The organism is Acidovorax sp. A79 (assembly GCF_041154505.1).
Lineage (GTDB): Bacteria > Pseudomonadota > Gammaproteobacteria > Burkholderiales > Burkholderiaceae_C > Acidovorax.
Genome location: NZ_AP028672.1, coordinates 4,031,775 through 4,054,165, shown reverse-complemented (window position 1 = coordinate 4,054,165; position 22,391 = coordinate 4,031,775). Strand labels below are relative to the sequence as shown.

Sequence of the window (22,391 nt, the reverse complement as noted above, 5' to 3'; positions counted from 1 at the left end):
CACTCGCGCTTGATGGATAAGCGCTGGAGCCTCTTTTTACCCGAATTACCCCTTCAGGCAAAGACCAAAGTCCCTTCTTGCGGCGACCCAGCGGACGGGGCTCGCCCCTCTCAGCCCGTCAGCCGCTCTTCGGACTTCGCGTCGAACCAGTGGGCGTTGGCAGGTGCTACCGTCAGGCCCACGTGGTCGCCCGGCTGCACGCGGGTTTGTGCGTCGGTGCGCAGCGTGACGCTGCCTGCGGCGGTGTCCACCATCACATAGGTGTCGGGGCCCGTGGGCTCCACCACGCTCACCTGCCCGCGCCAGGGCGCGTCGTCCTGCAGTTGCAGATGCTCGGGGCGCACGCCCAGCAGCATCTCTGCGGCACCCGTGGGCGGTGCCAGGCTCAACGATGCGCCTTCGATGCCAAAGTGCCCGGCGGGCTGCGCACCTCCGCGCAGCAGGTTCATGGTGGGTGAGCCGATGAACGTGGCCACATAGGTATTGGCCGGGCGGTTGTAGATCTCGTCGGGCGTGCCCAGTTGCTGCACCACGCCGCCCTTCATCACCGCAATGCGCGACCCCAGCGTCATGGCTTCGACCTGGTCGTGCGTCACGTACACGCTGGTGATGCCGCTGGCCTGGTGCAGGCGCTTGATCTCGGCCCGCATCTCCACGCGCAGCTTGGCGTCGAGGTTGGACAGCGGCTCGTCGAACAGGAACAGCTGCGGCTGGCGCGCGAGCGCACGGCCCATGGCCACACGCTGGCGCTGGCCGCCCGAAAGCTGGCTGGGCCGGCGGTCCAGCAGGTGGCTGATCTGCAGCATGGCCGCCACTTCGTCGATGCGCTTTTGCCGCTCGGGCTTGGGCATCTTTCGCATCTCCAGCGCAAAGCCGATGTTGTCGGCCACGGACAGTGTGGGGTAGAGCGCGTAGCTCTGGAACACCATGGCGATGTCGCGGTCGCGCGGAGGCATGCCCACCACGTTCTTGCCGGCGATGCGGATCTCGCCTTCGGTGGGCTCGTCCAGGCCCGCAATGATGTTGAGCAGCGTGGACTTGCCGCAGCCCGAGGGGCCGACCAGGATCAGGAATTCGCCCGGTGCCACGTGGATGTCGATCTTGCGCAGCACTTCCACGCTCTTGTCGCCCTTGCCAAAGCGCTTGTTGATGCCCGCGATGTCCAATGAAGACGCCATGATTTTCCTTAACCTTTCACCGCGCCAGCCGTCAGGCCGCGCACAAAAAACTTGCCTGCGAGAACGTAGATCACCATGGTGGGCAAGCCTGCGATGATCGCGGCCGCCATGTCCACGTTGTAGGCCTTCACACTGCTGCTGGTGTTGGCCAGGTTGTTCAGGCCCACGGTCACGGGCTTCGAGTCGGTGCCCGAGAACACCACGCCAAACAGGAAGTCGTTCCAGATGTTGGTGAACTGCCAGATCAGCGTGACCATGATGATGGGCGTGGACAGCGGCAGCACGATGCGCCAGAAGATCTGGAAGAAGCTCGCGCCGTCCATGCGTGCGGCATTCACCAGCTCTTTCGGGATGGCCGCGTAGTAGTTGCGGAAGAACAGCGTGGTGCCCGCCAGCCCCGCCAGGCAGTGCACCAGCACCAGCCCGGTGATGGAGCTCGACAGCCCCAGCCAGCCCAGCACCTGGCTCATCGGCAGCAGCACCACCTGGAAGGGCATGAACACGCCGAACAGCAGCATGCCAAACAGCGCATCGCTGCCCCGGAACTTCCACAGGCTCAGCACATAGCCATTGAGCGCGCCCCACACGGTGGAGATCATCACGGCCGGCACGGCCATGGCCACCGAGTTCAGGAAAAACGGACGCAGTCCGTTGCAGTCGACCCCCGTACAGGCGCTGGACCACGCGGTACCCCAGGCCGACCAGTTCAGCGCGGCGGGCAAGGCCAGCAGCGACGTGCTGCGGATTTCCTCGGCGTCCTTGAACGACGTGACCAGCATCGCATACAGCGGCAGCAAAAAGAAGGCGGTGGCCAGGGCCAGCACCGCATAGACCAGCAGGCGGCCCACGGAAGGAAATACAGAAGGCTTAGCGGTCATGGGGTTTGCTGCGCAGTTCGCTGTACAGGTAGGGGATGACCAGGGCCGCCACGGTGGCCAGCATCATGGTGGCGCTGGCGGCGCCCAGGCCGATCTGGCCGCGCGAGAACGACATGGTGTACATGAACGTTGCAGGCACGTCGGTGGCAAAGCCGGGGCCACCGGCCGTGAGTGCCATCACCAGGTCAAAGCTCTTGATCGCCAGGTGCGACAGCACCATGACGGTGGAGAAGAACACGGGCCGCAGCGCCGGCAGCACGATGCGCCAGTAGATGCGGGGCAGCGAGGCGCCATCGACCTGGGCGGCCTTGATGATGCTGTCGTCGATGCCGCGCAGGCCCGCGAGGAACAGCGCCATCGCAAAGCCCGCGCTTTGCCAGATGCCCGCGATCACCACGCAATAGATGGCCATCTCGGTGTCCACCAGCCAGCCAAATTCAAAATTGGGAAAGCCCCAGTCGCGCACCATTTTTTCAATGCCCAGGCCCGGGTTCAGCAGCCACTTCCAGGCCGTGCCTGTGACCACGAAGGACAGCGCCATGGGGTACAGGTAGATGGTGCGCAGCGCGCCCTCGGCGCGAATCTTCTGGTCCAGCAGCACCGCCAGCACCACACCGATGGTCAGGGACCCGCCCACGTAGCCCACCCCGAAGATGCCCAGGTTCTTGAGGGCCACCCACCAGCGGTCCATCTCCCAGAGTTTTTCGTACTGTGCGAGGCCCACCCACTCGTAGTTGGGGAGCATGCGCGATGCGGAGAGGCTCAACACTCCATTCCAGACCATCAGGCCATAGATGAAGGCAAAGCCCAGAACAAAAGCCGGTGTCACGACCAGCTTGGGCAGCCATGTTTCAAACGTGTTCTTGCTCATGGCCACGGTATGTGTTTGTCATCGTCCTGCACTAGAAAAAGCGGGGGGCACGCAGGAGTGCCCCCCAAATGAACAAAGTAACCTCTGACTAACTCGCTAACTCACTCAACCATTCCATGTCCGGGCCGCAAGGCTTTGCGGGACGAGCGCTCCGCGCTCCCTGCGGCCCGAAGTGGAATCACTTACCACCAGACCTCATATTGCACGCCCACCAGCGTGCGCGAGGTCTTGCCGTTGGCGCCGAACGTGGCCGCATTGGCCACCGCAGCCGCCTGGTTCCAGTTGGCCTTCGTCACATACAGACGCAACTCGGGACGTGACCAGAAGTCTTCCGACAGGGCCAGGGCGCCCGCCAGCGTTGCCTTGGACAGGCGCTGGTCAGGGCCGGTGCCCTTGCGGGTGGTGGTGGACAGTTCCACCAGGCCCTTGAAGTTCTTGGTGAACGCGTACGAACCGCGGCCGCCCAGCGAGAAGTCCTTGGTCTCCACGCCCGTCAGGTCGGCCTTGTTGGTCTGGTAGCCAATGAGGGCCTGGCCACCAAACGGACCGCTTTGCCAGTTGATGGAGTCGGCGATGCGGGTGGCGCGCTTGCCCGCGCTCGTGCCCTCGATGGCCTCGAACTCTCCGTCGATGCGTGCATGGCCCCGCGACGTTTGCAGGTACAGGGTATTGCTGATGCTGGGCAGCAGGAATTCCTTCTGGTTGTGCATGAAGGAGATGCCCGAACCCGAACCACCGTTGACCTGGCCCTTGCCACCCACTGCCGTCAGCAGCACCCGCAGCTTGCCGCCGGGGTTGGTGTTGATCTCCGACAGGTCGGCGTTGATGCGGTGCGCCTTCACGTTGTTGGGCAAGCCACCGTCGAACTTGTCGCCGGTGAACACGCCCACACCCAGCTTCATGCCACCGATCGGCACATCGGTCACACCCGCACCGATGTTGTCGCCATAGTTGAGCAGGAAGTAGTCGACGATGTGCACGTCCTGAATCCGCAGGCGGCGCTGGCCGACCCAGAACTTGGCTTCGGGGGAGAACGAGAAGCCGCTCATTTCCACAAAGGCCTGTTCGGTGCTGATGTCGCCACTGCCCCACTTGGCGGGCATGTAGTTCACCTTCCACTTGACACCGCCGGCTTCAAACCCGCGTGCGAAGTTGACTTCGATGCCGTTGTCGCCCTCGTTGCCCAGGCGGAACTTCTGCAGCTCGCCGCCGAGCGACAGGTTGCCCTTGACGCCGTCGGAGTGGTTGAACACGGGACCACCCCGCGAGTAACCGTTCATCTCGAAGCCGGCAACTTCCAGTGCCATGGCTCCATTCATCGCGCATGCGGCGGCCAAAGCCACCGCCGTGAGGCGGTTTCTTTTCATCATGTTGATTCCCTCAGTGGTGGTGGTTTATTTGGTCTTCGCGGCGGTCGCGATCTTCTTCATGGCGTCGGCGACGCTCACCTTGTCGTCATTCCAGAACTGGCTGACCACGTCCTTGATGGCGCCTTCCGTGGCGGGCGCGATCGCCATGCCATGGGCCACGCTGGGCAGCAGGCTGCCGCTCTTGGCGGTGTCGGCGAAGTCCTTGGCCGAGGCCTTGGCGCAGTCGTCGAACTTGTCCATCTTCTGGCCGGCGCGCACCGGGATGGAACCCTTGTTCAGGTTGAACACCTCCTGGAATTCGGGGCTCATGATGGAACTGGCCAGGTCGCTCTGCGCCTTCTGGGCAGCGGCATCCTTGAGCTTGAACAGGATGAACGAGTCCACGTTGAAGGTGAACGACGTGGTCGTGCCCGGCGCCGCGGCGCACAGGAAGTCCTTGCCCGGCGCCTTGTTGGCCGCCAGGAACTCGCCCTTGGCCCAGTCACCCATGAGCTGGAAGCCCGCCTTGCCCTGGATCAGCATGGCCGTGGCCAGGTTCCAGTCGCGGCCGGGTGCTCCGGGGTCGGTGTACGACTTGATGCGGCGGAAGGTTTCCAGCGACTTCTTCATGGTGTCGCTGTTGATGGCCTTGTCATCGAGCTTGACCAGTGCGTCCTGGTAGAACTTGGGGCCGCCGACACCCAGCACCACCGATTCGAAGGTGGTGAAATCCTGCCAGTTCTGGCCCCCGTGGGCCACGGGCACCAGGCCCGCGGCCTTGAGCTTGTCGGCGGCGGCGAAGAACTCGTCCCAGGTCTTGGGCATGGCGGCCACGCCGGCCTTCTTCAGGGCCTCGGAGCTGCCCCACATCCAGTTGACCCGGTGCACGTTGACGGGGGCCGCCACGTAGGCGCCCTTGTACTTCATGACATCGGCGACCACCTTGGGCAGCAGCTCGTCCCACTTCTCGGCCTTGGCCAGGGCGTCCATGTTGGCCAGCACGCCTTCGGAGGCCCATTCCTGGATGGCCGGGCCCTTGGTCTGCGCGGCCGAAGGCGGGTTGCCCGAGATCACGCGGCTCTTGAGCACGGTCATGGCGCTGTCGCCGCCGCCGCCGGCCACGGCGAAATCACGCCAGGTGTGGCCCTTGGCCTGCATGATCTTCTTGAGCTCGGCCACCGACTTGGCCTCGCCGCCCGAAGTCCAGTAGTGCAGGACCTCGACCTCCCCCGCGCTGGCGGACATCGCTGCCGCCAGGCCCACCGCCACTGCGGCGATCTTTGTCATCTTCCACATACCCTTGTCTCCTCGATGTTTGAATCCGTTTGGTGCGCAGCAGACCGGTGCCGTTCAGCGCAGTCGGTACTTTAATTACAATAATTAATGAACATATCAGGACTTTCCCGGGGTGTGCTTTCTCCGCCAGGGCTCCACCCTGTTACCGGATTACGTGCGGCGCGCAGGCCCCGCCCCCGCGCCACCCCGGGCAGGCGGACCGGCGCGGCCGCGCAGGCCGCTTTGTTATGCTCAATCCCATGGCCACGATACTGATAGTCGAAGATGATGCCCTGTTGCTGGACGCGCTGACCGGGCAGCTGCAGCAGCTGGAGTTCGGCGTCTGCACGGCGTCGAGCGTGGCCGAGGCCACCGCCCTTTTGCAGGCGCAGGCGGTGGACGGCATCATCCTGGACCTGGGCCTGCCGGGCGCCGACGGCATGGAGCTGCTGACCTGGGCGCGCACCCACATCGCCGGACTGCCGGTGCTGATTCTCACCGCGCGCGACGGCGTGGAGGACCGCGTGCTGGGCCTCAACGCCGGGGCCGACGACTACATCACAAAACCCTTCAACATGCAGGAGCTGCAGGCCCGCCTGCAGGCCATGCTGCGCCGCGCGCGGCAACCGGCGTTCACCCAGGCGAGCAGCGCCGGGACCCCCGGCACCACCATCGGCCCCCTGGCGCTGGACCACGCCAGCCACAGCGCGGCCCTCGACGGCGAGCCGCTGGACCTCACCCAGCGCGAATGGGAGCTGCTGGAGCTGCTCGTGAACCGCTGCGGCGAGGTGGTCACGCGCGACGACGTGCTGGCCGCCTGGCGCGCCAGCCCGCCCGAGCCCGGGCAGACCGCCGCGCCGCTGAACTCCAATGCGCTGGAGGTCTACGTGCACCGGCTGCGCAAGAAGCTCGACCCATCGCCGCTGAACATCCGCAACATCCGGGGCCTGGGCTACATGCTGGCGAAACCATGAACAACCCCCTGAGGCGCTGCGCGCCTTCCCCCTTCTCTCGCGCTGCGCGCGGGAAGGGGGACGCCGCCAGCGCGGCGGGGCGGCCCTTGCGCGGCGGCCCTGGCATCGGCCGCGCCAGTTTCATACGGCCTGCACTGGGCCACCACTGACATGCGGCAGGTCCCGGGGGTCTCCCTGCAGCGCAAGCTGCTGCTGTGGCTGCTGCTGCCCCAGCTCGTGCTGTGGCTCTCGGGCGGTTTCCTGGCGTGGCGCATCGCGCTGCAGAACGGCGAAAAGGGCATCGACCAGACGCTGACCCAGTCGGTGCGCGCGCTGGCGCGGCAGATCAAGCCCATCGGCGACGGGCTGCTGGTGGATTTCCCCAAGGCCGCGCAGGACATCCTGGAGCAGGACCCGGCCGACCGCATCACCTACATGGTGTCGTCCCCGCCCGGCCGCTTCCTGCTGGGCAATGCCCAGCTGCCCGCGCCGCCGCCGGTGGAGGTGCGCGTGGGCGATCCGTACCTCTACCACGCGCGGGTGGACGACCGCCCCGTGCGCGTGGCGCTGCTCGACGTGGACTACGGCACGCCCCAGACGCGGCAGACTCTGCGCGTGCAGGTGGCCCAGAGCCTCACGGTGCGCGAACGCATCGCGCAGGAGCTGCTGGAGCAGATGGTGTTCCCGATGGGGCTGATGGGGCTGGCGCTGAGCGCGGTGGTCTACGCGGGCGTGCTGCGCGGCCTGCAGCCGCTCAAGCGCCTGGAGGCCCAGATCGAGCAGGCCGGCGCCCGGCCCCAGGCGGGCACCACGCCCCTGCCGCCCATCGAGCTGACCTCGGCCCCCCAGGAGGTGCATTCGCTGGCCAGCACCATCAACCGGCTGCTGGAGACCGTGGCTCGCGGACAGCAAAAGGAAAAGCGCTTCCTCAACGATGCCGCGCACCAGCTGCGCACGCCGCTGGCGGGGCTCATCGGCCAGACCGAGCTGGCGCTGCACGAGAGCCATGAGCCCGCGGTGCAGGAGCGGCTGCACAAGGTGCTGTCGGCCGCGCAGCGCAGCGCCCACCTGGTGCACCAGCTGCTGCAGCTGGCGCGCTCGGAATCGAACGTGGAGATGCAGTCCATCGACCTGGCGGCGCTCGCGCGCGAGGTGGCCCGCGAATGGGCGGCCCGCGCCCTGGCGCAGGGCATGGACCTGGGCTATGAGGGCGACGACCAGCTGGCGGTGCAGGGCCACCCGCTGCTGCTGCGCGAGGCGCTCAACAACCTCATCGACAACGCGCTGCACTACGCGGGCGAAGGCGCCACCGTGACGGTGCGCGTGGGCCGCGAGGAGCCCGGGCGCTGGGCCCTGCTGGTGGTGGAGGACGACGGGCCCGGCGTGCCGGCCGAGCACCTGGGCGATCTGTTCGCGCGGTTCTGGCGGGGGTCGGACAAGGCGGGCGGGTGCGGGCTGGGGCTGTCGATCGTGGAGGAGATCGCGCTGCGGCATGGGGGCCGGACGGTGGCCGAGGGGGTGGTGCCGAGGGGATTGCGGGTGGGGATGCGCTTGCCTGCGGGGTGAATTTTTAGGTGTTTTGGCTCCTGGCGCTTATCTATCAAGCGCTAGCAGCTATTGTTTTTATAGTTCACGCCGTGCCTGAGTGAAGGGCGGAGGCCGGGGTGTGCGCCCGGCGGCGCAGTAACTTTCTCTTGGGTCGCCAAGAGAAAGTCACCAAAGAGAAGGCGACCCTGCTGTCTGCGACCCCTTCGCCGCGCTGCGGGGCAACCTGGGGTGCTCGGTCACGGGGTGCACCGCAGAACTCGCTGCGCGCCTTCGGCGCTCCGCTCGGACAACTGCGGTGAGTCAGTTCACGAAGCATGTGTGTCCTTCGGCACACATGCCATCCCACGCCCTGCGCGCCCCAGGCGCATCCAGAAGGGAACCCACGAATCGGACATCCCTTCGGGCCATCGCTGCGCTCGGCCCCATCTCGCGGGCGCAAGCGCCACGCGCTGCGCAGGCGTGGCCAAGCGCAGCGATGGCCCGTATGGCTGTTTGGCTGTTCGCTCCCCACCCCCATCTGGCTGCGCCTGCGGCGGGGCGGTTGCGGGGTGAGCATGGGCGTCGCAGCGCCTATGCCTCGTGCTCTGACTCGCCGTGGTTGTCCGAGCGGCGCGCGCCAGCGCACAGCGAGTTCCACGGCGCACCCCGCAACCGCACCGACGCAGGTTTGCCCCTTCGCAACGCGAAGGGGTCGCAGACTGTGGGTCGCCTTTCTTTTGGGTACTTTTCTTTGGCGAAGCAAAGAACAAGTACCTCGCCCGCCGGGGCGACATCCCGGCCTCCGCCCTCAAACCAGGCACACGGTCAGATCAACACACAAACCCAGGCGCCTACAAACGCAGCCCGAACGCGCAAAAGCTACAGAGCCATAAAAACCATAGCAGCCGGCACTTGCCACACAAGCGCCGGCCGCCAAAAACACTCAAAACCGACTTCAAGCTGCCAGGATCAGCTTCTCCAGCTTCACCGCATCCGCCGCAAACGCCCGGATGCCTTCCGCCAGTTTCTCCGTCGCCATGGCATCTTCATTGAGCGCAAACCGGAACCCCGCCTCGTCATAGTTCACCGCGGGCAGGTCCAGCCCCTTCGCTGCGTCCGCATCGAGCGCGCGCTGCAGCGGCGCATCGCTGGCCGCCAGCTGGGCCAGCAGGTCGGGCGCGATGGTGAGCAGGTCGCAACCCGCCAGCGCCGTGATCTGGCCCACGTTGCGAAAGCTCGCGCCCATCACCTCGGTGGCGATGCCGAAGTGCTTGTAGTGGTTGTAGATCTGCGTGACCGACTGCACGCCCGGGTCGTTGGCCCCCGCACGCGCGGCCTCGTCCCAGCTGGCGCCGGCCTGCTTCTTGTACCAGTCGTAGATGCGGCCCACGAACGGCGAGATCAGCTGCACCTTGGCCTGGCCGCAGGCCACGGCCTGGGCGAACGAGAACAGCAGCGTGAGGTTGGTATGGATGCCCTTGCGCTCGAGCTGCTCGGCGGCCTGGATGCCTTCCCAGGTCGAGGCGATCTTGATGAGCACCCGGTCGATGTGGATGCCTTCGGCCTGGTACAGCTCGATGATGCGCTCGGCGCGCGCGACGGTGGCACTGGTGTCGAAGCTCAGGCGGGCATCCACCTCGGTGGAGACGCGGCCCGGAATCGTGGCCAGGATCTCGCGGCCGAAACGCACCAGCAGGCGGTCGATGATTTCATGCATCGGGCGGCCCCGGAACTGCGCCACGGTGTCCTGCAGCAGCGGTGCGTACTCCGGCTTTTGCACGGCCTTCAGGATCAGCGAGGGGTTGGTGGTCGCATCCTGGGGCTGGAACTGCGCCAGTTGCTTAAAGTCGCCGGTGTCGGCAACCACGGTGGTGAACTGTTTGAGGGCGTCGAGTTGGTTCGTCATGGTGTCATTATTCCGCATTGGCCAGGGCGCCATCGGTACTACCAACCACCGATACGCCGTGGGTGCCCAGGCTCAGCAACACGTCCTCGCCCACGGCGAGCACGTCGTCCAGGTCGGACGACACCACGAAGATGCCGCCCAGCGCCGTCTCGAAGGTGTATTCGTGCACTGCCCCCAGGTAGGCCGACTTGGCGAGCCGCGCCGGCAACAGGCCGTCGCCCTGGCGGTGGATGCGCCAGGCCTCGGGGCGCACCGCCACCTTCACCGAACCGCCGTGCACCGCCATGCGCGGGCGCAGCGCCAGCGGCCCGAGCAAGACCGAGCCATCGGCTTGTGCAGTAGCCGGGAACAACATCGCCTCGCCCATGAAGCCCGCCACGAATTCGCTGTGCGGCGTTTCGTACAGCGCGCGCGGCGAGCCCTTCTGCGCAATCAGCCCCTGGTTCATCACGATGATCTGGTCGCTCACGGCCATGGCCTCGGCCTGGTCGTGGGTTACATACGCCACCGTGAGCGACAGGCGCTGCTGCAGCGCGCGGATTTCCTCGCGCATCTCGCGGCGCAGACGGGCGTCCAGGTTGGACAGGGGTTCGTCGAACAGCAGCACCTCGGGCTCCAGCACCAGCGCGCGCGCCAGGGCCACGCGCTGCTGCTGGCCACCCGACAGCTCGCTGGGCAGGCGGTCGTCATAGCCCACCAGGCCCACGCCACGCAGGGCCTCCACGGCCTTGGCGCGGGCCACGTCCTTGGAGAACCCCGACATGCGCAGGCCGTACATCACGTTCTCGGCCACGTTCATGTGCGGGAATAGCGCATAGCTCTGGAACATCATGCTCACATTGCGCTGCGCGGGGCCGAGCGTGGTCACGTCCTTGCCGCCGATGAGGATCTCGCCCGCGGTGGGCGACTCCAGCCCCGCGATCATGCGCAAGGTGGTGGTCTTGCCGCAGCCCGAGGGCCCCAGGATGGTGGTGAGCGTGCCGCGCGGCACCTCAAAGCTGATGCCTTTGACCGCCAGGCCCGCGGACGGGTCGCTGCCGTAGCGTTTGGTGATGTTGCGGAACACGATGCCCGCATCGCTGTTGTTCATGGCGTATCTTCTTTTTGAAAGGTGTCAGTGCGCGGCGGCGGGTGCCGTGCGTGCAGCGCCCCGGCGGCCCAGCTTGCGCTCGCCGACGAGCAGTTGGATCAGGCCGATGGAGGCGGACATGAGCAGGATGAGCACCGTGCAGTACGCGAGTGCCACGCCATAGTCGCCATTGCCCACGCGGCCGATGATGTAGGTGGTGGCCAGCTCGTTTTCGGCCGTGACCAGGAAGATCACCGCGCTCACCGTGGTGATGGCGCGCACGAAGCTGTACACCAGCGCCGCGACCAGGGCGGGCTTGAGCAGCGGCAGCACCACGTGGCGCAGCGTCTGCACGCTGCCCGCGCGCAGCATGACGGAGGCCTCGTCCAGCGAGCGGTCCAGCTGCTTGAAGGCCGCCGTGCCCGCCCGCACGCCCACCGGCAGGTTGCGGAACATGAAGCACAGCACGATGATGAGCGCCGTGCCCGTGAGCTCGAACGGCGGCACGTTGAACGCCAGGATGTAGCTCACGCCCAGCACCGTGCCCGGGATGGCGAAGGCCAGCAGCGCCGCGAACTCGAATGCGCCCTGCCCCCGGAACTCGGTGCGCGCCAGCAGCCAGGCGATGCCGATGCCCAGCGTGGCCGTGAGCGGCGCCGAGATGGCCGCGAGCTTGACGGTGGTGAAGAAGGAGTTCCACGCCGTGCCCGCCCACACCACGCCGAACTGGCCCCACTCCACGCTGAACGCGGTGCGAAAGTGCGCCAGCGTGATGGTGTAGTCGCGCCCCCAGGTCTGCACGAAGCCGCCGGCCAGCGCGAACAGGTAGACGATGAGCGTGAAGGCCATCCACGGCAGCGCGATGGAATGCACCACGCGGCGCACGCCGGCGGGCAGCGGCATGGCGATGCCCGCGTCGCCCTTGCCCGACACGGTGGTGAAGTTCTGCTTGCCCAGCAGGCCGCGCTGGATGGCGAACACGGTGAGCGCGAAGAACGTGAGGATCCAGGCCAGCGACGCCGCACGCCCCTGGTCGTATTGCGCGCCCACGATGGCGAAGAAGATCTCGGTGGAGAGCACCGAGAACTGCCCGCCCACCACGATGGGGTTGCCGAAGTCGGCCATGCTTTCGATGAAGCCCACCAGGAATGCGTTGGCCAGGCCGGGCTTGAGCAGCGGCAGGGTCACGGTCATGAAGGTGCGGTGCGGGCTGGCGCACAGGGTCTGCGCGGCCTCCTCCAGGCTGGGCGCCACGCCCTGCACCACGCCGCGCATGATCATGAAGGCGATGGGCGTGAAGGCAAAAGTCTGCGCCACCCACACGCCGAGCCAGCCATAGAACCAGCGCGACGGCGTGATGCCGAACGCGTATTCGAGAAACTGGTTGAACACCCCGGCGCGGCCGAACAGCAGGATGAGGCCCAGCCCCACCACGAACGGCGGCGTGATGATGGGCAGCAGCGCCACGATGTTCAGCGGCCGCGCATAGCGGCGCGAGGCGCGCTCGGCCATCAGCGCCATGAAGCTGCCCAGCAGCGTGGTGCTGGTGGCCGTCATCAGCCCCAGGAACAGCGTGTTCCAGGCCACGCCGCAGCGCTGGCCACCGGCCAAGCACGACAGGCCGAAGTTGCGTTCGTGCGCGATGCGCTCCCACACCACGGCCAGCGAGAACGGGCCGTCTTCGAGGAAGAACGCGGCCGACAGCGCCTTGAGCACGGGGAACACGATGAACAGCGCCAGCAGGCTGCCGCAGGTGAGCACGGCCGCCGCCACGAACAGGTCGCCCTTGAAGAATCCACGCCGCGCGACGCCAAATGCCAGCAGCACCAGCAGCGCAGAGAGCACCACGAACCCGCCCCAGCCCATGCCGGGCTGGCGCGCGCCCAGCTCGCCCAGGTAGGTGTTCATCCATTCAAACGCCCAGCCGCGCGCACCGATGGTGAAGCCGCTCGCCAGCAGCGCCAGCAACCCCAGAGCGCCCCCTGCGGCCAGCACCGCACCCTGGGTGCGGCCGGCGGGAAGGCAGGCGCCCAGCCCGGCCACGGCCAAGCCGACCAGGCCCAGCCAGAGCCACGACCGGCCGAACAGCGCCGCCTGCATCAGCCCGTTGGCCGCCTGTTCGCTGCTGAAGACCTGTCCCACCGCGAGCAGGCCGTTGGCATCCTGCTGCGCATACCAGGGAAATGCCAGATAGCCCAGCACGCCCACGACCCACCAGACCCACAGGGGCCGGTTGACCGAGGCGCTTCGCGCTGAGGTTCGAAAAGTTGCGTGCGCCGCCGCGGCTGCTGCCGACACCACCATCCCTCAGCGCGCAGCGTTCTGCACGTCTTTTTCCCAGCGCGCGATCAGGCGGCGGCGCTCGGCGCTCGCGCCGTACTTGGCGTAGTCGTAGTTGATGAGCTTCATCTTGGCAGGGTCGGTCATGCGCGGGTCCTTGGGCACCTGCGTGTTGCTGGGCAGCTGGAACTGCTTGGCCGCCAGGCCGAACTGCTGCCCCCCGGGCGTGAGAGCCCATTCGTAGAACTTCTTGGCCGCCTCGGTGTTCGGGCCGTTCTTGACGATGCTCATCGAGCCCACCTCGGCGCCCGTGCCTTCCGAGGGCGTGATGGACCCGACGGGAAAGCCGTTGACCGCCTCGGTGGTCACGTCGTGCACGAAGCTGATGGAGACCGTGGTCTCGCCCCGCGCCGCGGCCTTGACCGGCGCCGTGCCCGAGCGCGTGTAGGTGCTCACGTTGGGGTGCAGGGCCTTGAGGTACTCGAACGCCTTTTCCTCGCCCATGATCTGCACCAGCGTGGCGATCATGGTGTAGGCCGTGCCGCTGGAGGCCGGGTTGGCCATCTGCACCTCGCCCTTGAACTCGGGCTTGAGCAGGTCGGCCCACGACTGCGGCGGGTTGAGCTTGCGCTTGGCCAGCAGCTCCTTGTTGTAGCCAAAGCCCAGCGGGCCCAGGTACACGCCCACGGTGCGGTATTTGGAATCGGTGGCCTGCTTCTGCGCCCAGGGGTAGAGCTGAGCGAGCTGCGGCGATTTGTATTCGAGCGTGAGGCCCTGCTCGGCCGCCTGCAGGTGCGGGTCGCCCGTGCCGCCGAACCAGATGTCTGTCTTGGGGTTGGCCTTCTCGGCATTGAGCTGGGCCAGCGCCTCGCCCGATCCCTTGGCCGTCATGTTGACCTTGGTGCCGGTGGTCTTGGCGTACACCGTGGACATCAGGTTGCACCACTCGGCCTGCACCGAACAGATGATGTTGACCTGGCCCTGGGCCCAGCTGCCGCAGGCCGCGGTCGCAAGGGCCGCTCCGGCCAGCAGGTTCTTCAGCAGAGGTTTGCGCATGAAAGGCTCCTAGGTATCGGGATTACGTGATGCAAGGATGCTATTGCCGCGGCCCTGGCCGGGTCAGGGGGGAACCCCGCAGGCATGGTGCAAGCAGGATGAAAGGCAGGGCCAGCCCCCCTCCCCGTGGCGTTTGGAACCAAGTTACATTAGGCGAACATGCGGCACCGCCATCCCCGGCGGCGCCGCCGACCACGAGCCCGCCCATGCCCGCCCTGTCTTGCTCCCCGTCGATGCGCCGCCTTGGCCCGCCCGGCTGCCGGCGCCACTGACACGCCTTCACCGACATGCTCGACCGCATCACCGCCTCCCTGCCCTCGCTGGCCCCCGCCGAACAGCGGGTGGCCAAGCTGGTGCTCACCGACCCCCGCGCGTTCGCACGGCTGCCCGTGCGCGAGCTGGCCGAGCGCGCCCACGTGAGCAAGCCCACGGTGGTGCGCTTTTGCCGCAGCATGGGCTATGACGGGCTGGCCGATTTCAAGCTCAAGCTCGCGGGCAGCGTGAGCGAGGGCGTGCCCTTCATCCACCGCAGCGTGGATGCGGATGACAAGACGGGCGACGTGCTGGTGAAGGTCGTCGACAACGCGGTGGCCGCCTTCCTGCAGTACCGCAACGCGGCCAGCACCGTGGCCATCGAACGCGCGGCCGAGGCGATTGCCGCGACCTGGAAGACGGGCAAGCGCATCGAGTTCTACGGCGTGGGCAATTCGGGCATCGTTGCGCAGGACGCGCAGCACAAGTTCTTCCGCCTGGGCGTCACCTCCATCGCCAGCAGCGACGGCCACATGCAGGTGATGAGCGCCACCTTGCTGGGCCCGGGCGACTGCGCGGTGATCATCTCCAACTCGGGCCGCACGCGCGACCTGATGGACGCGGCGGACATCGCGCGCAGGAACGGCGCGACCACCATCGTCATCACGGCCAGCGGCTCGCCCCTGGCCAGCACCTGCCAGATCCACCTGGCCGCCGACCACCCCGAGGGCTACGACCGCTACAGCCCGATGGTGTCGCGCCTGATGCACCTGCTGATCATCGACGTGTTGGCGACCTGCGTGGCGCTGCGCATCGGCAGCTCGCTGCAGCCCATCCTGCAGCAGATGAAGGAAAACCTCCGCGCCAAGCGCTACGCGTAGGCGCCCTGCCGCCCGCAGGATCCGCCACCCTCGGGACATCGGCCCCTGCGTGCCCAGAACCGCCGGCCACCGCCGGCCCGGCGGCGCCGACGGCACACCCTCTGCCGGCCGGTGCCCGGATGGCTGCCCCTACAGCGGCGTGCACATGGCCGAACAGCCCGGAGTGCCATCACAGACCTCCCCGCCGTTGACGACCCCGTCACCACAGTACCCGCCCGTCAGGCTCAACGGCGCCGTGCAGGAGGCGTTGCAGGCCATGCAGGAAGCGCTGCCATAGGGGCAGCTGGTCTCCGTCACGTTGTTGCCGTCGTCGCAGACCTCGGCGCCGTTGCGTATGCCGTCGCCGCAGAAGGCGCCCGTGAGGTTCAGCGTCGCCGTGCAGGTGGCGTTGCATGCCTGGCAGGTGGCCGTGCCGTCCGGGCAGCTGGTCTCCGTCACGTTGTTGCCGTCGTCGCAGACCTCGGCGCCGTTGCGAGCGCCGTCGCCACAAAACTGGCCGGTCAGGCTCAGCGTTGCCGTGCAGGTGGCGTTGCAGGTGGTGCAGGACACGGTGCCATAGGGACAGCTGGTCTCGGTGACGGCATTGCCGTCATCGCAGACCTCGGCGCCGGTGCGCACCCCGTCGCCGCAGACGTTGGCAGCCGCCACCTCGACCGTCGCCACGCCCCACCCTCCGGGGGTCAGCCGGTTGTGCGCGCGGTACTCGAAGCGGTAGGTGCCGGGGAGCGTGGGCGGCCCCACGGTGAAGCCACCATCCGGCGCCACCGTCAGCGAGTTGCCCGCGAACGCGACCACCCCGCCCGCTGGCGTGTTGGAGACCGCGCCTTGCACGCGGAACTCGCGGACCTGCAACGGCGGGGAACCAGGCGCATCGTTGGACAGCAGGCCCGGTGCGGGCACGGACAGCGGGGCACCCACGGTGGCGGCGAACGGCCCATCGTCCAGCGGCGCGCCGTCCCGCACGCCGAGGTCCAGGTCATAGCGCAGCTGCAGGGTGCTGCCTTCCAGCCGCCCGTAGACGGCCGCGATCTGGTGCGGGCCGGTGGTGGAAGCCGTCGCCACGGGCGGCGTACCGCCCCAGTCCGACGGCGACCCGTCGCGCACGATCGCGGCCCAGGCCAGGCTCACCACGAGCAACAGGCACAAGGTGGCGCCGGTGGCCGCATAGCGGCGAACGCGGGCAAAGCGGTAGGTGGCAAAGACCAGCGCACAGGCCACCAGCAGCAGGCCGGCCCCGCCCAGTGCGGGCACGGCCACGGCAGCTGCCGCCGCCGCGGCCAGATGGATCGGCGAACCGCCGCTGCCATCAGCCGACAACAGGGCGCTGGGCGGCGCGCTGCCGTCGGTGGTGCTGGCGACGAATCCGAGCCGCACGCCGGACGCCGCCGCACTCACCAGCTGTGCATAACTTTCGACAACGTCCGTGTGCATGCCGGCGGCAGCGACACCCAGAGGCCAGTGCAAGGGCGCGCTGGGCACGAAGCTGGGGTCGGCCACCAGCACTCCGCTCTGGCAGACCTCTCGCGCGACATCCCCCACCGGCTCGGCCGCCAGCAGGTCGATGCGGGTGATGGCAGCCTGCTCCACGCCCCCGAAGGCCCCGCCCGGAGTGGCGACGGTACAGCCGGTCGCGGGGTTGTTGTCGCTGTCGATCAGCGTGCGGATCTCCGTGGCGGCATGGGCGGGCGCTGCATGCGCCAGGGAGGCAACGGCCAGCACAGCAACCACGGCATGGAGAAGGCCCCGGCCGCCGCGCAACCAGGGCGACCGCCAGAGCACGGTCAATTGTTGAAAAACAATGCGGCGCGCAGAGCGCAGGCGCGTCGCAAGCATGAGAGCGAGCATGGATTCAGAAAAGAAAGGGGTGGACGAGGCCGGTTTCCCCAAAGGGACGCGGTAGCGATCCGGCTCTGCAACATCTGGTAATAAGACATCATACGAACCACTTGCCAACCCACCAAGCGCAATTTGGCAAGCGCGGAGCCCACAGCCACCGACGCCTGGTACGCACCGCCGGGGCGACCGCGGGTGCCGCCCACAGGTCGCTGCGGGGCCGAGGCCCCGGCAGCCGGCGTCGGGGGTGTTCCATGGCGCCAAGCCAGGTACTCCCGGCAAGGCGCACACCAGCCAGTTTGACGGCCAGATAGGCCCTCAGCGCTTTCCCATCAAGCGCAAGCAGCTATAAATTCAGGAGCAATCTCTCAGATCCGCCCCTCTTCCACCGCATGGCAGGCGATCCGGATGCCGCCAATGCTGAGCAACTGGGGCCGTTCGGCGCGGCAGCGGTCGTTCACGTGCGGGCAGCGCGGATTGAAGGCGCAGCCGGGGGGCGGGTTCAGCGGGTTGGGCACCTCGCCCTGCACCGGCGTGCGCGCCTTGCCGGTGTCGTGCATCTTGGGGATGGCATCGAGCAGCATGCGCGTGTAGGGGTGGCGTGGCGTATCGAACAGCGTGTGCTTGTCGGCCAGTTCCACCAGGCGGCCCAGGTACATCACGCCGACCTGGTCGCTCACGTGGCGCACCACGGCCAGGTTGTGGCTGATGAACAGGTAGGTGAGCTGCCGCTCGCGCTGCAGGTCCTTCATGATGTTGAGCACCTGCGCCTGCACCGACACGTCGAGCGCCGAGGTGGGCTCGTCGCACACCAGGAACTCGGGCTCGGTGGCCAGGGCGCGCGCGATGGAGATGCGCTGGCGCTGGCCGCCGGAGAACTGGTGCGGGTACTTGACCATGTCCAGCGGGGACAGGCCCACGGACTTGAGCAGCTCGCCCACGCGGGCCTTGAGCTCGACCTTGTCGGTGATGAGGCCGTGCTCGCGCAGCGGCTCGCCGATGATGTCCTCGACCAGCCAGCGCGGGTTCAGGCTGGCATAGGGGTCCTGGAAGATCATCTGGATGCGCCGGCGCATGGCCTGGGCATCGTTGCCCTTGAAGGCGGCGTGCGCGTCCTGGCCGTCGAAAGTGAGGCCGCCGCGTGTCGGCTCGTACAGGCCCACCAGCAAACGGGCCACCGTGCTCTTGCCGCAGCCCGATTCGCCCACCAGGGCGAGTGTCTTGCCCCGTTCGATCTCGAAGCTCACGCCGTCGACCGCATGCAGCAGCGTGCGGGGCTTGCGCTCGATGACGCGGTTGAGCCAGGGGGCGGAGACATCGAAAGTCTTGGCCAGATCGTGCGCCTGCACGAGGGGCCGGCCTTGGGCGGCGACGGGGGCCTTGCCTGCGGCGGCGGTGGTGGCGGTGGTCGTAGTGCTCATGCGGCCACCTCGGCGTTTTTCGTCGTGGCGCCGGCGTGCAGCCAGCAGGCGGCGCGGGTGGAGCCCGCATCCATCAGGTCGGGACGTTCGGTCATGCAGCGGTCAAAGGTCTTGGGGCAGCGCGGGTTGTAGGCACAGCCCTTGGGGATGGCATTCAGGCGGGGCATGGCCCCGTCGATCTGGTTCAGGCGCTCGCGGTCCACCGCCATGTCGGGGATGGAGGCCATCAGGCCGCTGGTGTAGGGGTGCGATGGCTTGTTGATGACGTCGTGCACGGGGCCGATCTCGGCCACGCGGCCGGCATACAGCACGGCCACGCGGTCGCAGGTCTCGGCGATCACGCCCATGTCATGGGTGATCAGCATCACGGCGGCGCCGCGCGATTTGCAGATGTTTTTCAGCAGCGTGATGATCTGCGCCTGGATGGACACGTCGAGCGCCGTGGTGGGCTCGTCGGCCACGATGAGCTTGGGCTCGGCAGCCAGGGCCAGGGCGATCACCACGCGCTGGCGCATGCCGCCGGAGAACTGGTGCGGGTAGTGGTCGATGCGCTCCGCCGCCGCCGGAATGCCGGTGTCCTGCAGCAGCGCGATGGCGCGCTGGCGGGCCTCGGCGGGCGTGACCGGCAGGTGGGCCAGGATGGTCTCGGTGAGCTGGCGGCCCACGGTGTACAGCGGGTTCAGCGAGGTCAGCGGGTCCTGGAAGATGGCGCCGATGCGGCGGCCGCGGATGTGGCGCATTTCCTCGTTGCTGAGGTTGTCGATGCGCTGGCCCTCCAGCAGGATCTGGCCGGATGCCACGCGGCCCGGTGGCTCCAGCAGGCCGATGATGGCGGCGCCGGTGAGCGACTTGCCCGCGCCAGATTCACCCACCACACCCAGGATCTCGCCGGGTGCGATGGAGAAGGAAATGTCGTCCAGGGCGCGCAGGGTACCGCGGCGGCCCGGGAATTCGACAACGAGGTTTTTGACTTCTAGAAGGCTCATGGGGATATCGCTTTTCTTGTTCTTGTTCAGCGCAGGCGCGGATTGAGGGCATCACGCAACCAGTCGCCCAATAGATTCACGGAAAGAGCAATCAGCACCAGCATGGCACCGGGGAACACGGTGATCCACCATTCGCCCGAGAACAGGTAGTCGTTGCCGATGCGGATCAGCGTGCCCAGCGACGGCGATGTGGGCGGCGCGCCCACGCCCAGGAAGGACAGCGTGGCCTCGGTGATGATGGCGGTGGCGACCTGGATGGTGGCCAGCACGAGCACCGGGCCCATCACATTGGGCAGCACGTGCTTGCGCATGATGCGCAGCGACGAGACGCCCGTCACGCGCGCGGCCTGCACGTACTCCTTGTTGCGCTCCACCAGCGTGGAGCCGCGCACGGTGCGTGCGTACTGCACCCAGCCCGTCAGCGAGATCGAGATGATGAGCACGCCAAAGGCCAGCGACTCGTGCGCGTTGGGAAACAGCGCGCGGCCCACACCGGCAATCAGCAGGGCGACCAGGATGGCCGGAAACGACAGCATCACGTCGCACAGGCGCATGAGCACCGCGTCGATCCAGCCGCCGCGAAATCCCGCCAGCAGGCCAAACGCCACGCCCACCACCACCGAGAGCAGCACCGACGCGATGCCCACGACGAGGGAGATGCGCGCGCCGTAGATCAGCGCGGAAAGGATGTCGCGGCCCTGGTCATCGGTGCCCAGCGGGTATTTCATGGAGCCTTCGGCGCTCCAGGCCGGGGGCAGCCGCGCATCGCTGAGTTCGAGCGTGGCCAGGTCAAACGGGTTGTGGGGCGCGACCCATCCGGCGAACACCGAACAGAACACGCAGACCAGCGCGATCGCTGCGGCCAGCATGGCCACCGGCGATGTGCGGAAGCTGTAGCCAACATCGCTGTCGAGCCAGCGGGCAAGGGTAGTTTTCATTGTGGGAACCAGTAAACAGGCACCACCGCCAGGCCCGGGTAGCGGCCTCGCGGTGGTGTGGACTTTCAAAAGAACCGGTTGTCGTTTCTCTTGATTCTTTTGCGACGATCTAGGTACGAAATCTTCTGACCGCTTACTTGCCGATGGTCATCCACTTGAAGTACATGAAGTTGTCGGCCATCTGCACGAGTTTCACGTTCTTGTTCACGCCCCAGGCCAGCGCCTGCTGGTGCAGCGGCAGGTGGCCGATGTCGGCGCTGTGCAGGTCGAAGGCTTCCTTGATCATCGCGTCGCGCTTGGCCTTGTCGGTCTCGACCAGCACCTTCTTCGTCAGTTCATCGAGCTTGGGGTTGCAATAGGCGCCCAGGTTGAACTGGCCGGCACCGCCCTTGTCGTCCGGGCAGATCATGAGCGCGTTGAGCGCGTTGTGCGCGTCGTAGGTCGTGGGCGTCCAGCCCAGCATGTAGAAGCTGGTGTCGCGGCGCAGCACCTTGGGGAAGTAGGTACCCTTGGTCTCGGCCTGCAGGTTGATCTTGACGTTGATGCGCGAGAGGTTGGCGGCCACGGTCTGGCAGATGCGGCCGTCGTTCACGTAGCGGTCGTTCGGGCAGTTCATGGACACTTCGAAGCCATTGGGGTAGCCGGCTTCCACCATCAGCTTCTTGGCGGCTTCGACGTCGTACGGCAGGCGCTTGGTCTCGGGCTGGAAGCCGTTGATGCCAGGGCCCACCATCAGCGCGGAAGGGTTGGAGGCGCCGCGCATCACGGTCTTCTTGATGCCGTCGATGTCGATGGCCTGGTAGAAGGCCTGGCGGACGCGCTTGTCCTTGAAGGGGTTCTTGCCCTTCACGTTGGAGTACAGCAGCTCGTCGCGCTTCTGGTCCATGCCCAGGAAGATGGTGCGCAGCTCGGGGCCGGTCACCGCACGCGTGTTGGGGCTGTTGTTGACACGGTCGATGTCCTGCACCGGCACGGGCTCCATCACATCCACTTCGCCCGACAGCAGCGCCGCCACGCGCGTGGCATCGTTGGCGATGGGCGTGAACACCACTTCGGTCACGTTGCCCTCGATCTTGCCCCAGTAGGAGCCGTTGCGCACGAACACCGAGCGCACGTTGGGCTGGCGCTCGCGCAGGCGGAAGGGGCCTGTGCCGTTGGCGCGGAACGAGGCAGCGTTCTCGATGCCCTTGCGGCGGTCGACGGGCATCACGGCCTGGTTGGTCTCGCACCACTTCTTGCTCATGATGTAGGAGGTCGTGATCACGTCGGGCAGGATGGGCTGCGGCGCCATGGTTTCGATCTCGACAGTGTGATCGTCGATCTTGCGCACCTGCTTGATGTCGCTGTTGGTGGCCTTCATGTCCGAGCCCTCGCCCTTCATGCGGCCAAAGCTGAACACCACGTCGTCTGCCGTGAAGGGGGTGCCGTCATGGAATTGCACGCCCTTGCGCAGCTCGAACCGCCACACGGTGGGTGCGGTTTGCTTCCAGGCCGTGGCCAGCGCCGGCGCCAGGCTCAGGTCCTTGTTGCGGCCGACCAGCGGTTCGTACACGTTGCTGGTCACGCTCAGCTGGAGCGATTCGTTGAGCGAGTGCGGATCCATGGAGAGCGCATCGCCCTGGTTGGCAATTCGGATGGTCTGCGCATTGGCGACCATGCTGGTTGCGGCCATCGCGGCAAACAGTGCGGCAAGGGCGGCTTTTTTCTGGAATTTCATGGAAATCTCCTCGTAGTGAAA

17 protein-coding genes are annotated in these 22,391 nt (G+C 67.0%); 3 read left to right on the top strand and 14 right to left on the bottom strand.

Annotation, left to right across the window (positions count from 1 at the left end):
* Positions 1-110: 110 nt before the first annotated feature.
* The 5 genes from ACAM51_RS18520 to ACAM51_RS18500 form a co-directional block, all read right to left on the bottom strand.
* On the bottom strand, positions 111-1,178 hold the full coding sequence (locus tag ACAM51_RS18520; protein WP_035197041.1) for an ABC transporter ATP-binding protein: 1,068 nt from the start codon (positions 1,176-1,178) through the stop codon (positions 111-113).
* Positions 1,179-1,186: 8 nt separating this feature from the next.
* Positions 1,187-2,056 carry a carbohydrate ABC transporter permease gene (locus ACAM51_RS18515; RefSeq protein WP_010462252.1) on the bottom strand — a complete coding sequence of 290 codons (870 nt, stop codon included), beginning with the start codon at positions 2,054-2,056 and terminating at the stop codon, positions 1,187-1,189.
* On the bottom strand, positions 2,046-2,927 hold the full coding sequence (locus ACAM51_RS18510) for a carbohydrate ABC transporter permease (RefSeq protein ID WP_369641448.1): 882 nt from the start codon (positions 2,925-2,927) through the stop codon (positions 2,046-2,048). The genes ACAM51_RS18515 and ACAM51_RS18510 overlap by 11 nt, the downstream gene beginning before the upstream one ends.
* A gap of 182 nt (positions 2,928-3,109) precedes the next feature.
* A complete protein-coding gene (locus tag ACAM51_RS18505) occupies positions 3,110-4,297 on the bottom strand; it encodes a carbohydrate porin (RefSeq protein ID WP_369641447.1) in 1,188 nt (395 codons plus the stop codon).
* A 24-nt stretch (positions 4,298-4,321) separates the two neighbouring features.
* Positions 4,322-5,572, bottom strand: coding sequence for an ABC transporter substrate-binding protein (locus ACAM51_RS18500; protein WP_218293335.1), 1,251 nt, complete (start codon positions 5,570-5,572; stop codon positions 4,322-4,324).
* Positions 5,573-5,811: 239 nt separating this feature from the next.
* Between ACAM51_RS18500 and ACAM51_RS18495 the strand changes: the two genes are divergently transcribed.
* Together ACAM51_RS18495 and ACAM51_RS18490 are read left to right on the top strand one after the other, a co-directional pair.
* Positions 5,812-6,525 carry a response regulator transcription factor gene (locus tag ACAM51_RS18495; protein ID WP_369641446.1) on the top strand — a complete coding sequence of 238 codons (714 nt, stop codon included), beginning with the start codon at positions 5,812-5,814 and terminating at the stop codon, positions 6,523-6,525.
* A gap of 150 nt (positions 6,526-6,675) precedes the next feature.
* On the top strand, positions 6,676-8,070 hold the full coding sequence (locus ACAM51_RS18490; protein ID WP_218293333.1) for a sensor histidine kinase: 1,395 nt from the start codon (positions 6,676-6,678) through the stop codon (positions 8,068-8,070).
* Between the two features lie 916 nt (positions 8,071-8,986).
* Here ACAM51_RS18490 and tal read toward each other — a convergent pair.
* The 4 genes from tal to ACAM51_RS18470 are packed head-to-tail and all read right to left on the bottom strand — an operon-like array spanning position 8,987 to position 14,342.
* Positions 8,987-9,937 (bottom strand): transaldolase, encoded by a 951-nt coding sequence (gene tal / locus ACAM51_RS18485; RefSeq protein ID WP_369641445.1) that lies wholly within the window; start codon positions 9,935-9,937, stop codon positions 8,987-8,989.
* A gap of 7 nt (positions 9,938-9,944) precedes the next feature.
* Positions 9,945-11,027, bottom strand: a complete 1,083-nt coding sequence (locus tag ACAM51_RS18480; protein WP_218293331.1) for an ABC transporter ATP-binding protein — start codon at positions 11,025-11,027, stop codon at positions 9,945-9,947.
* A gap of 24 nt (positions 11,028-11,051) precedes the next feature.
* Complete coding sequence (locus ACAM51_RS18475; protein WP_369641444.1) at positions 11,052-13,310, bottom strand: ABC transporter permease; 2,259 nt, start codon at positions 13,308-13,310, stop codon at positions 11,052-11,054.
* A 3-nt stretch (positions 13,311-13,313) separates the two neighbouring features.
* Positions 13,314-14,342, bottom strand: coding sequence for an ABC transporter substrate-binding protein (locus ACAM51_RS18470; protein WP_218340423.1), 1,029 nt, complete (start codon positions 14,340-14,342; stop codon positions 13,314-13,316).
* Positions 14,343-14,629: 287 nt separating this feature from the next.
* Here ACAM51_RS18470 and ACAM51_RS18465 point away from each other — a divergent pair, with 287 nt between their 5' ends.
* Positions 14,630-15,475, top strand: coding sequence for a MurR/RpiR family transcriptional regulator (locus ACAM51_RS18465; RefSeq protein WP_218293328.1), 846 nt, complete (start codon positions 14,630-14,632; stop codon positions 15,473-15,475).
* 129 nt (positions 15,476-15,604) lie between these two features.
* Here the strand turns inward: ACAM51_RS18465 and ACAM51_RS18460 are convergent, their stop codons facing one another.
* From ACAM51_RS18460 to ACAM51_RS18440, 5 genes are all read right to left on the bottom strand, one after another.
* Positions 15,605-17,320: a hypothetical protein gene (locus ACAM51_RS18460; protein ID WP_369641443.1), complete on the bottom strand. Its 1,716-nt coding sequence runs from the start codon at positions 17,318-17,320 to the stop codon at positions 15,605-15,607.
* A gap of 356 nt (positions 17,321-17,676) precedes the next feature.
* Positions 17,677-18,729 (bottom strand): ABC transporter ATP-binding protein, encoded by a 1,053-nt coding sequence (locus tag ACAM51_RS18455; protein WP_218293326.1) that lies wholly within the window; start codon positions 18,727-18,729, stop codon positions 17,677-17,679.
* Positions 18,726-19,715 carry an ABC transporter ATP-binding protein gene (locus ACAM51_RS18450; RefSeq protein WP_218340424.1) on the bottom strand — a complete coding sequence of 330 codons (990 nt, stop codon included), beginning with the start codon at positions 19,713-19,715 and terminating at the stop codon, positions 18,726-18,728. Before ACAM51_RS18450 ends, ACAM51_RS18455 begins: the two co-directional genes overlap by 4 nt.
* Positions 19,716-19,741: 26 nt before the next feature.
* Positions 19,742-20,653, bottom strand: a complete 912-nt coding sequence (locus tag ACAM51_RS18445) for an ABC transporter permease (protein WP_218293324.1) — start codon at positions 20,651-20,653, stop codon at positions 19,742-19,744.
* 133 nt (positions 20,654-20,786) lie between these two features.
* On the bottom strand, positions 20,787-22,370 hold the full coding sequence (locus ACAM51_RS18440; protein ID WP_218293323.1) for an ABC transporter substrate-binding protein: 1,584 nt from the start codon (positions 22,368-22,370) through the stop codon (positions 20,787-20,789).
* Positions 22,371-22,391: the final 21 nt, after the last annotated feature.

What these genes read in the sequence shown, in the direction of transcription:
- ACAM51_RS18520 (WP_035197041.1), bottom strand. Translation starts at nt 1,178, where the DNA reads ATGGCGTCTTCATTGGACATCGCGGGCATCAACAAGCGCTTTGGCAAG.
- ACAM51_RS18515 (WP_010462252.1), bottom strand. Translation starts at nt 2,056, where the DNA reads ATGACCGCTAAGCCTTCTGTATTTCCTTCCGTGGGCCGCCTGCTGGTC.
- ACAM51_RS18510 (WP_369641448.1), bottom strand. Translation starts at nt 2,927, where the DNA reads ATGAGCAAGAACACGTTTGAAACATGGCTGCCCAAGCTGGTCGTGACA.
- ACAM51_RS18505 (WP_369641447.1), bottom strand. Translation starts at nt 4,297, where the DNA reads ATGATGAAAAGAAACCGCCTCACGGCGGTGGCTTTGGCCGCCGCATGC.
- ACAM51_RS18500 (WP_218293335.1), bottom strand. Translation starts at nt 5,572, where the DNA reads ATGTGGAAGATGACAAAGATCGCCGCAGTGGCGGTGGGCCTGGCGGCA.
- ACAM51_RS18495 (WP_369641446.1), top strand. Translation starts at nt 5,812, where the DNA reads ATGGCCACGATACTGATAGTCGAAGATGATGCCCTGTTGCTGGACGCG.
- ACAM51_RS18490 (WP_218293333.1), top strand. Translation starts at nt 6,676, where the DNA reads ATGCGGCAGGTCCCGGGGGTCTCCCTGCAGCGCAAGCTGCTGCTGTGG.
- tal (WP_369641445.1), bottom strand. Translation starts at nt 9,937, where the DNA reads ATGACGAACCAACTCGACGCCCTCAAACAGTTCACCACCGTGGTTGCC.
- ACAM51_RS18480 (WP_218293331.1), bottom strand. Translation starts at nt 11,027, where the DNA reads ATGAACAACAGCGATGCGGGCATCGTGTTCCGCAACATCACCAAACGC.
- ACAM51_RS18475 (WP_369641444.1), bottom strand. Translation starts at nt 13,310, where the DNA reads ATGGTGGTGTCGGCAGCAGCCGCGGCGGCGCACGCAACTTTTCGAACC.
- ACAM51_RS18470 (WP_218340423.1), bottom strand. Translation starts at nt 14,342, where the DNA reads ATGCGCAAACCTCTGCTGAAGAACCTGCTGGCCGGAGCGGCCCTTGCG.
- ACAM51_RS18465 (WP_218293328.1), top strand. Translation starts at nt 14,630, where the DNA reads ATGCTCGACCGCATCACCGCCTCCCTGCCCTCGCTGGCCCCCGCCGAA.
- ACAM51_RS18460 (WP_369641443.1), bottom strand. Translation starts at nt 17,320, where the DNA reads ATGCTCGCTCTCATGCTTGCGACGCGCCTGCGCTCTGCGCGCCGCATT.
- ACAM51_RS18455 (WP_218293326.1), bottom strand. Translation starts at nt 18,729, where the DNA reads ATGAGCACTACGACCACCGCCACCACCGCCGCCGCAGGCAAGGCCCCC.
- ACAM51_RS18450 (WP_218340424.1), bottom strand. Translation starts at nt 19,715, where the DNA reads ATGAGCCTTCTAGAAGTCAAAAACCTCGTTGTCGAATTCCCGGGCCGC.
- ACAM51_RS18445 (WP_218293324.1), bottom strand. Translation starts at nt 20,653, where the DNA reads ATGAAAACTACCCTTGCCCGCTGGCTCGACAGCGATGTTGGCTACAGC.
- ACAM51_RS18440 (WP_218293323.1), bottom strand. Translation starts at nt 22,370, where the DNA reads ATGAAATTCCAGAAAAAAGCCGCCCTTGCCGCACTGTTTGCCGCGATG.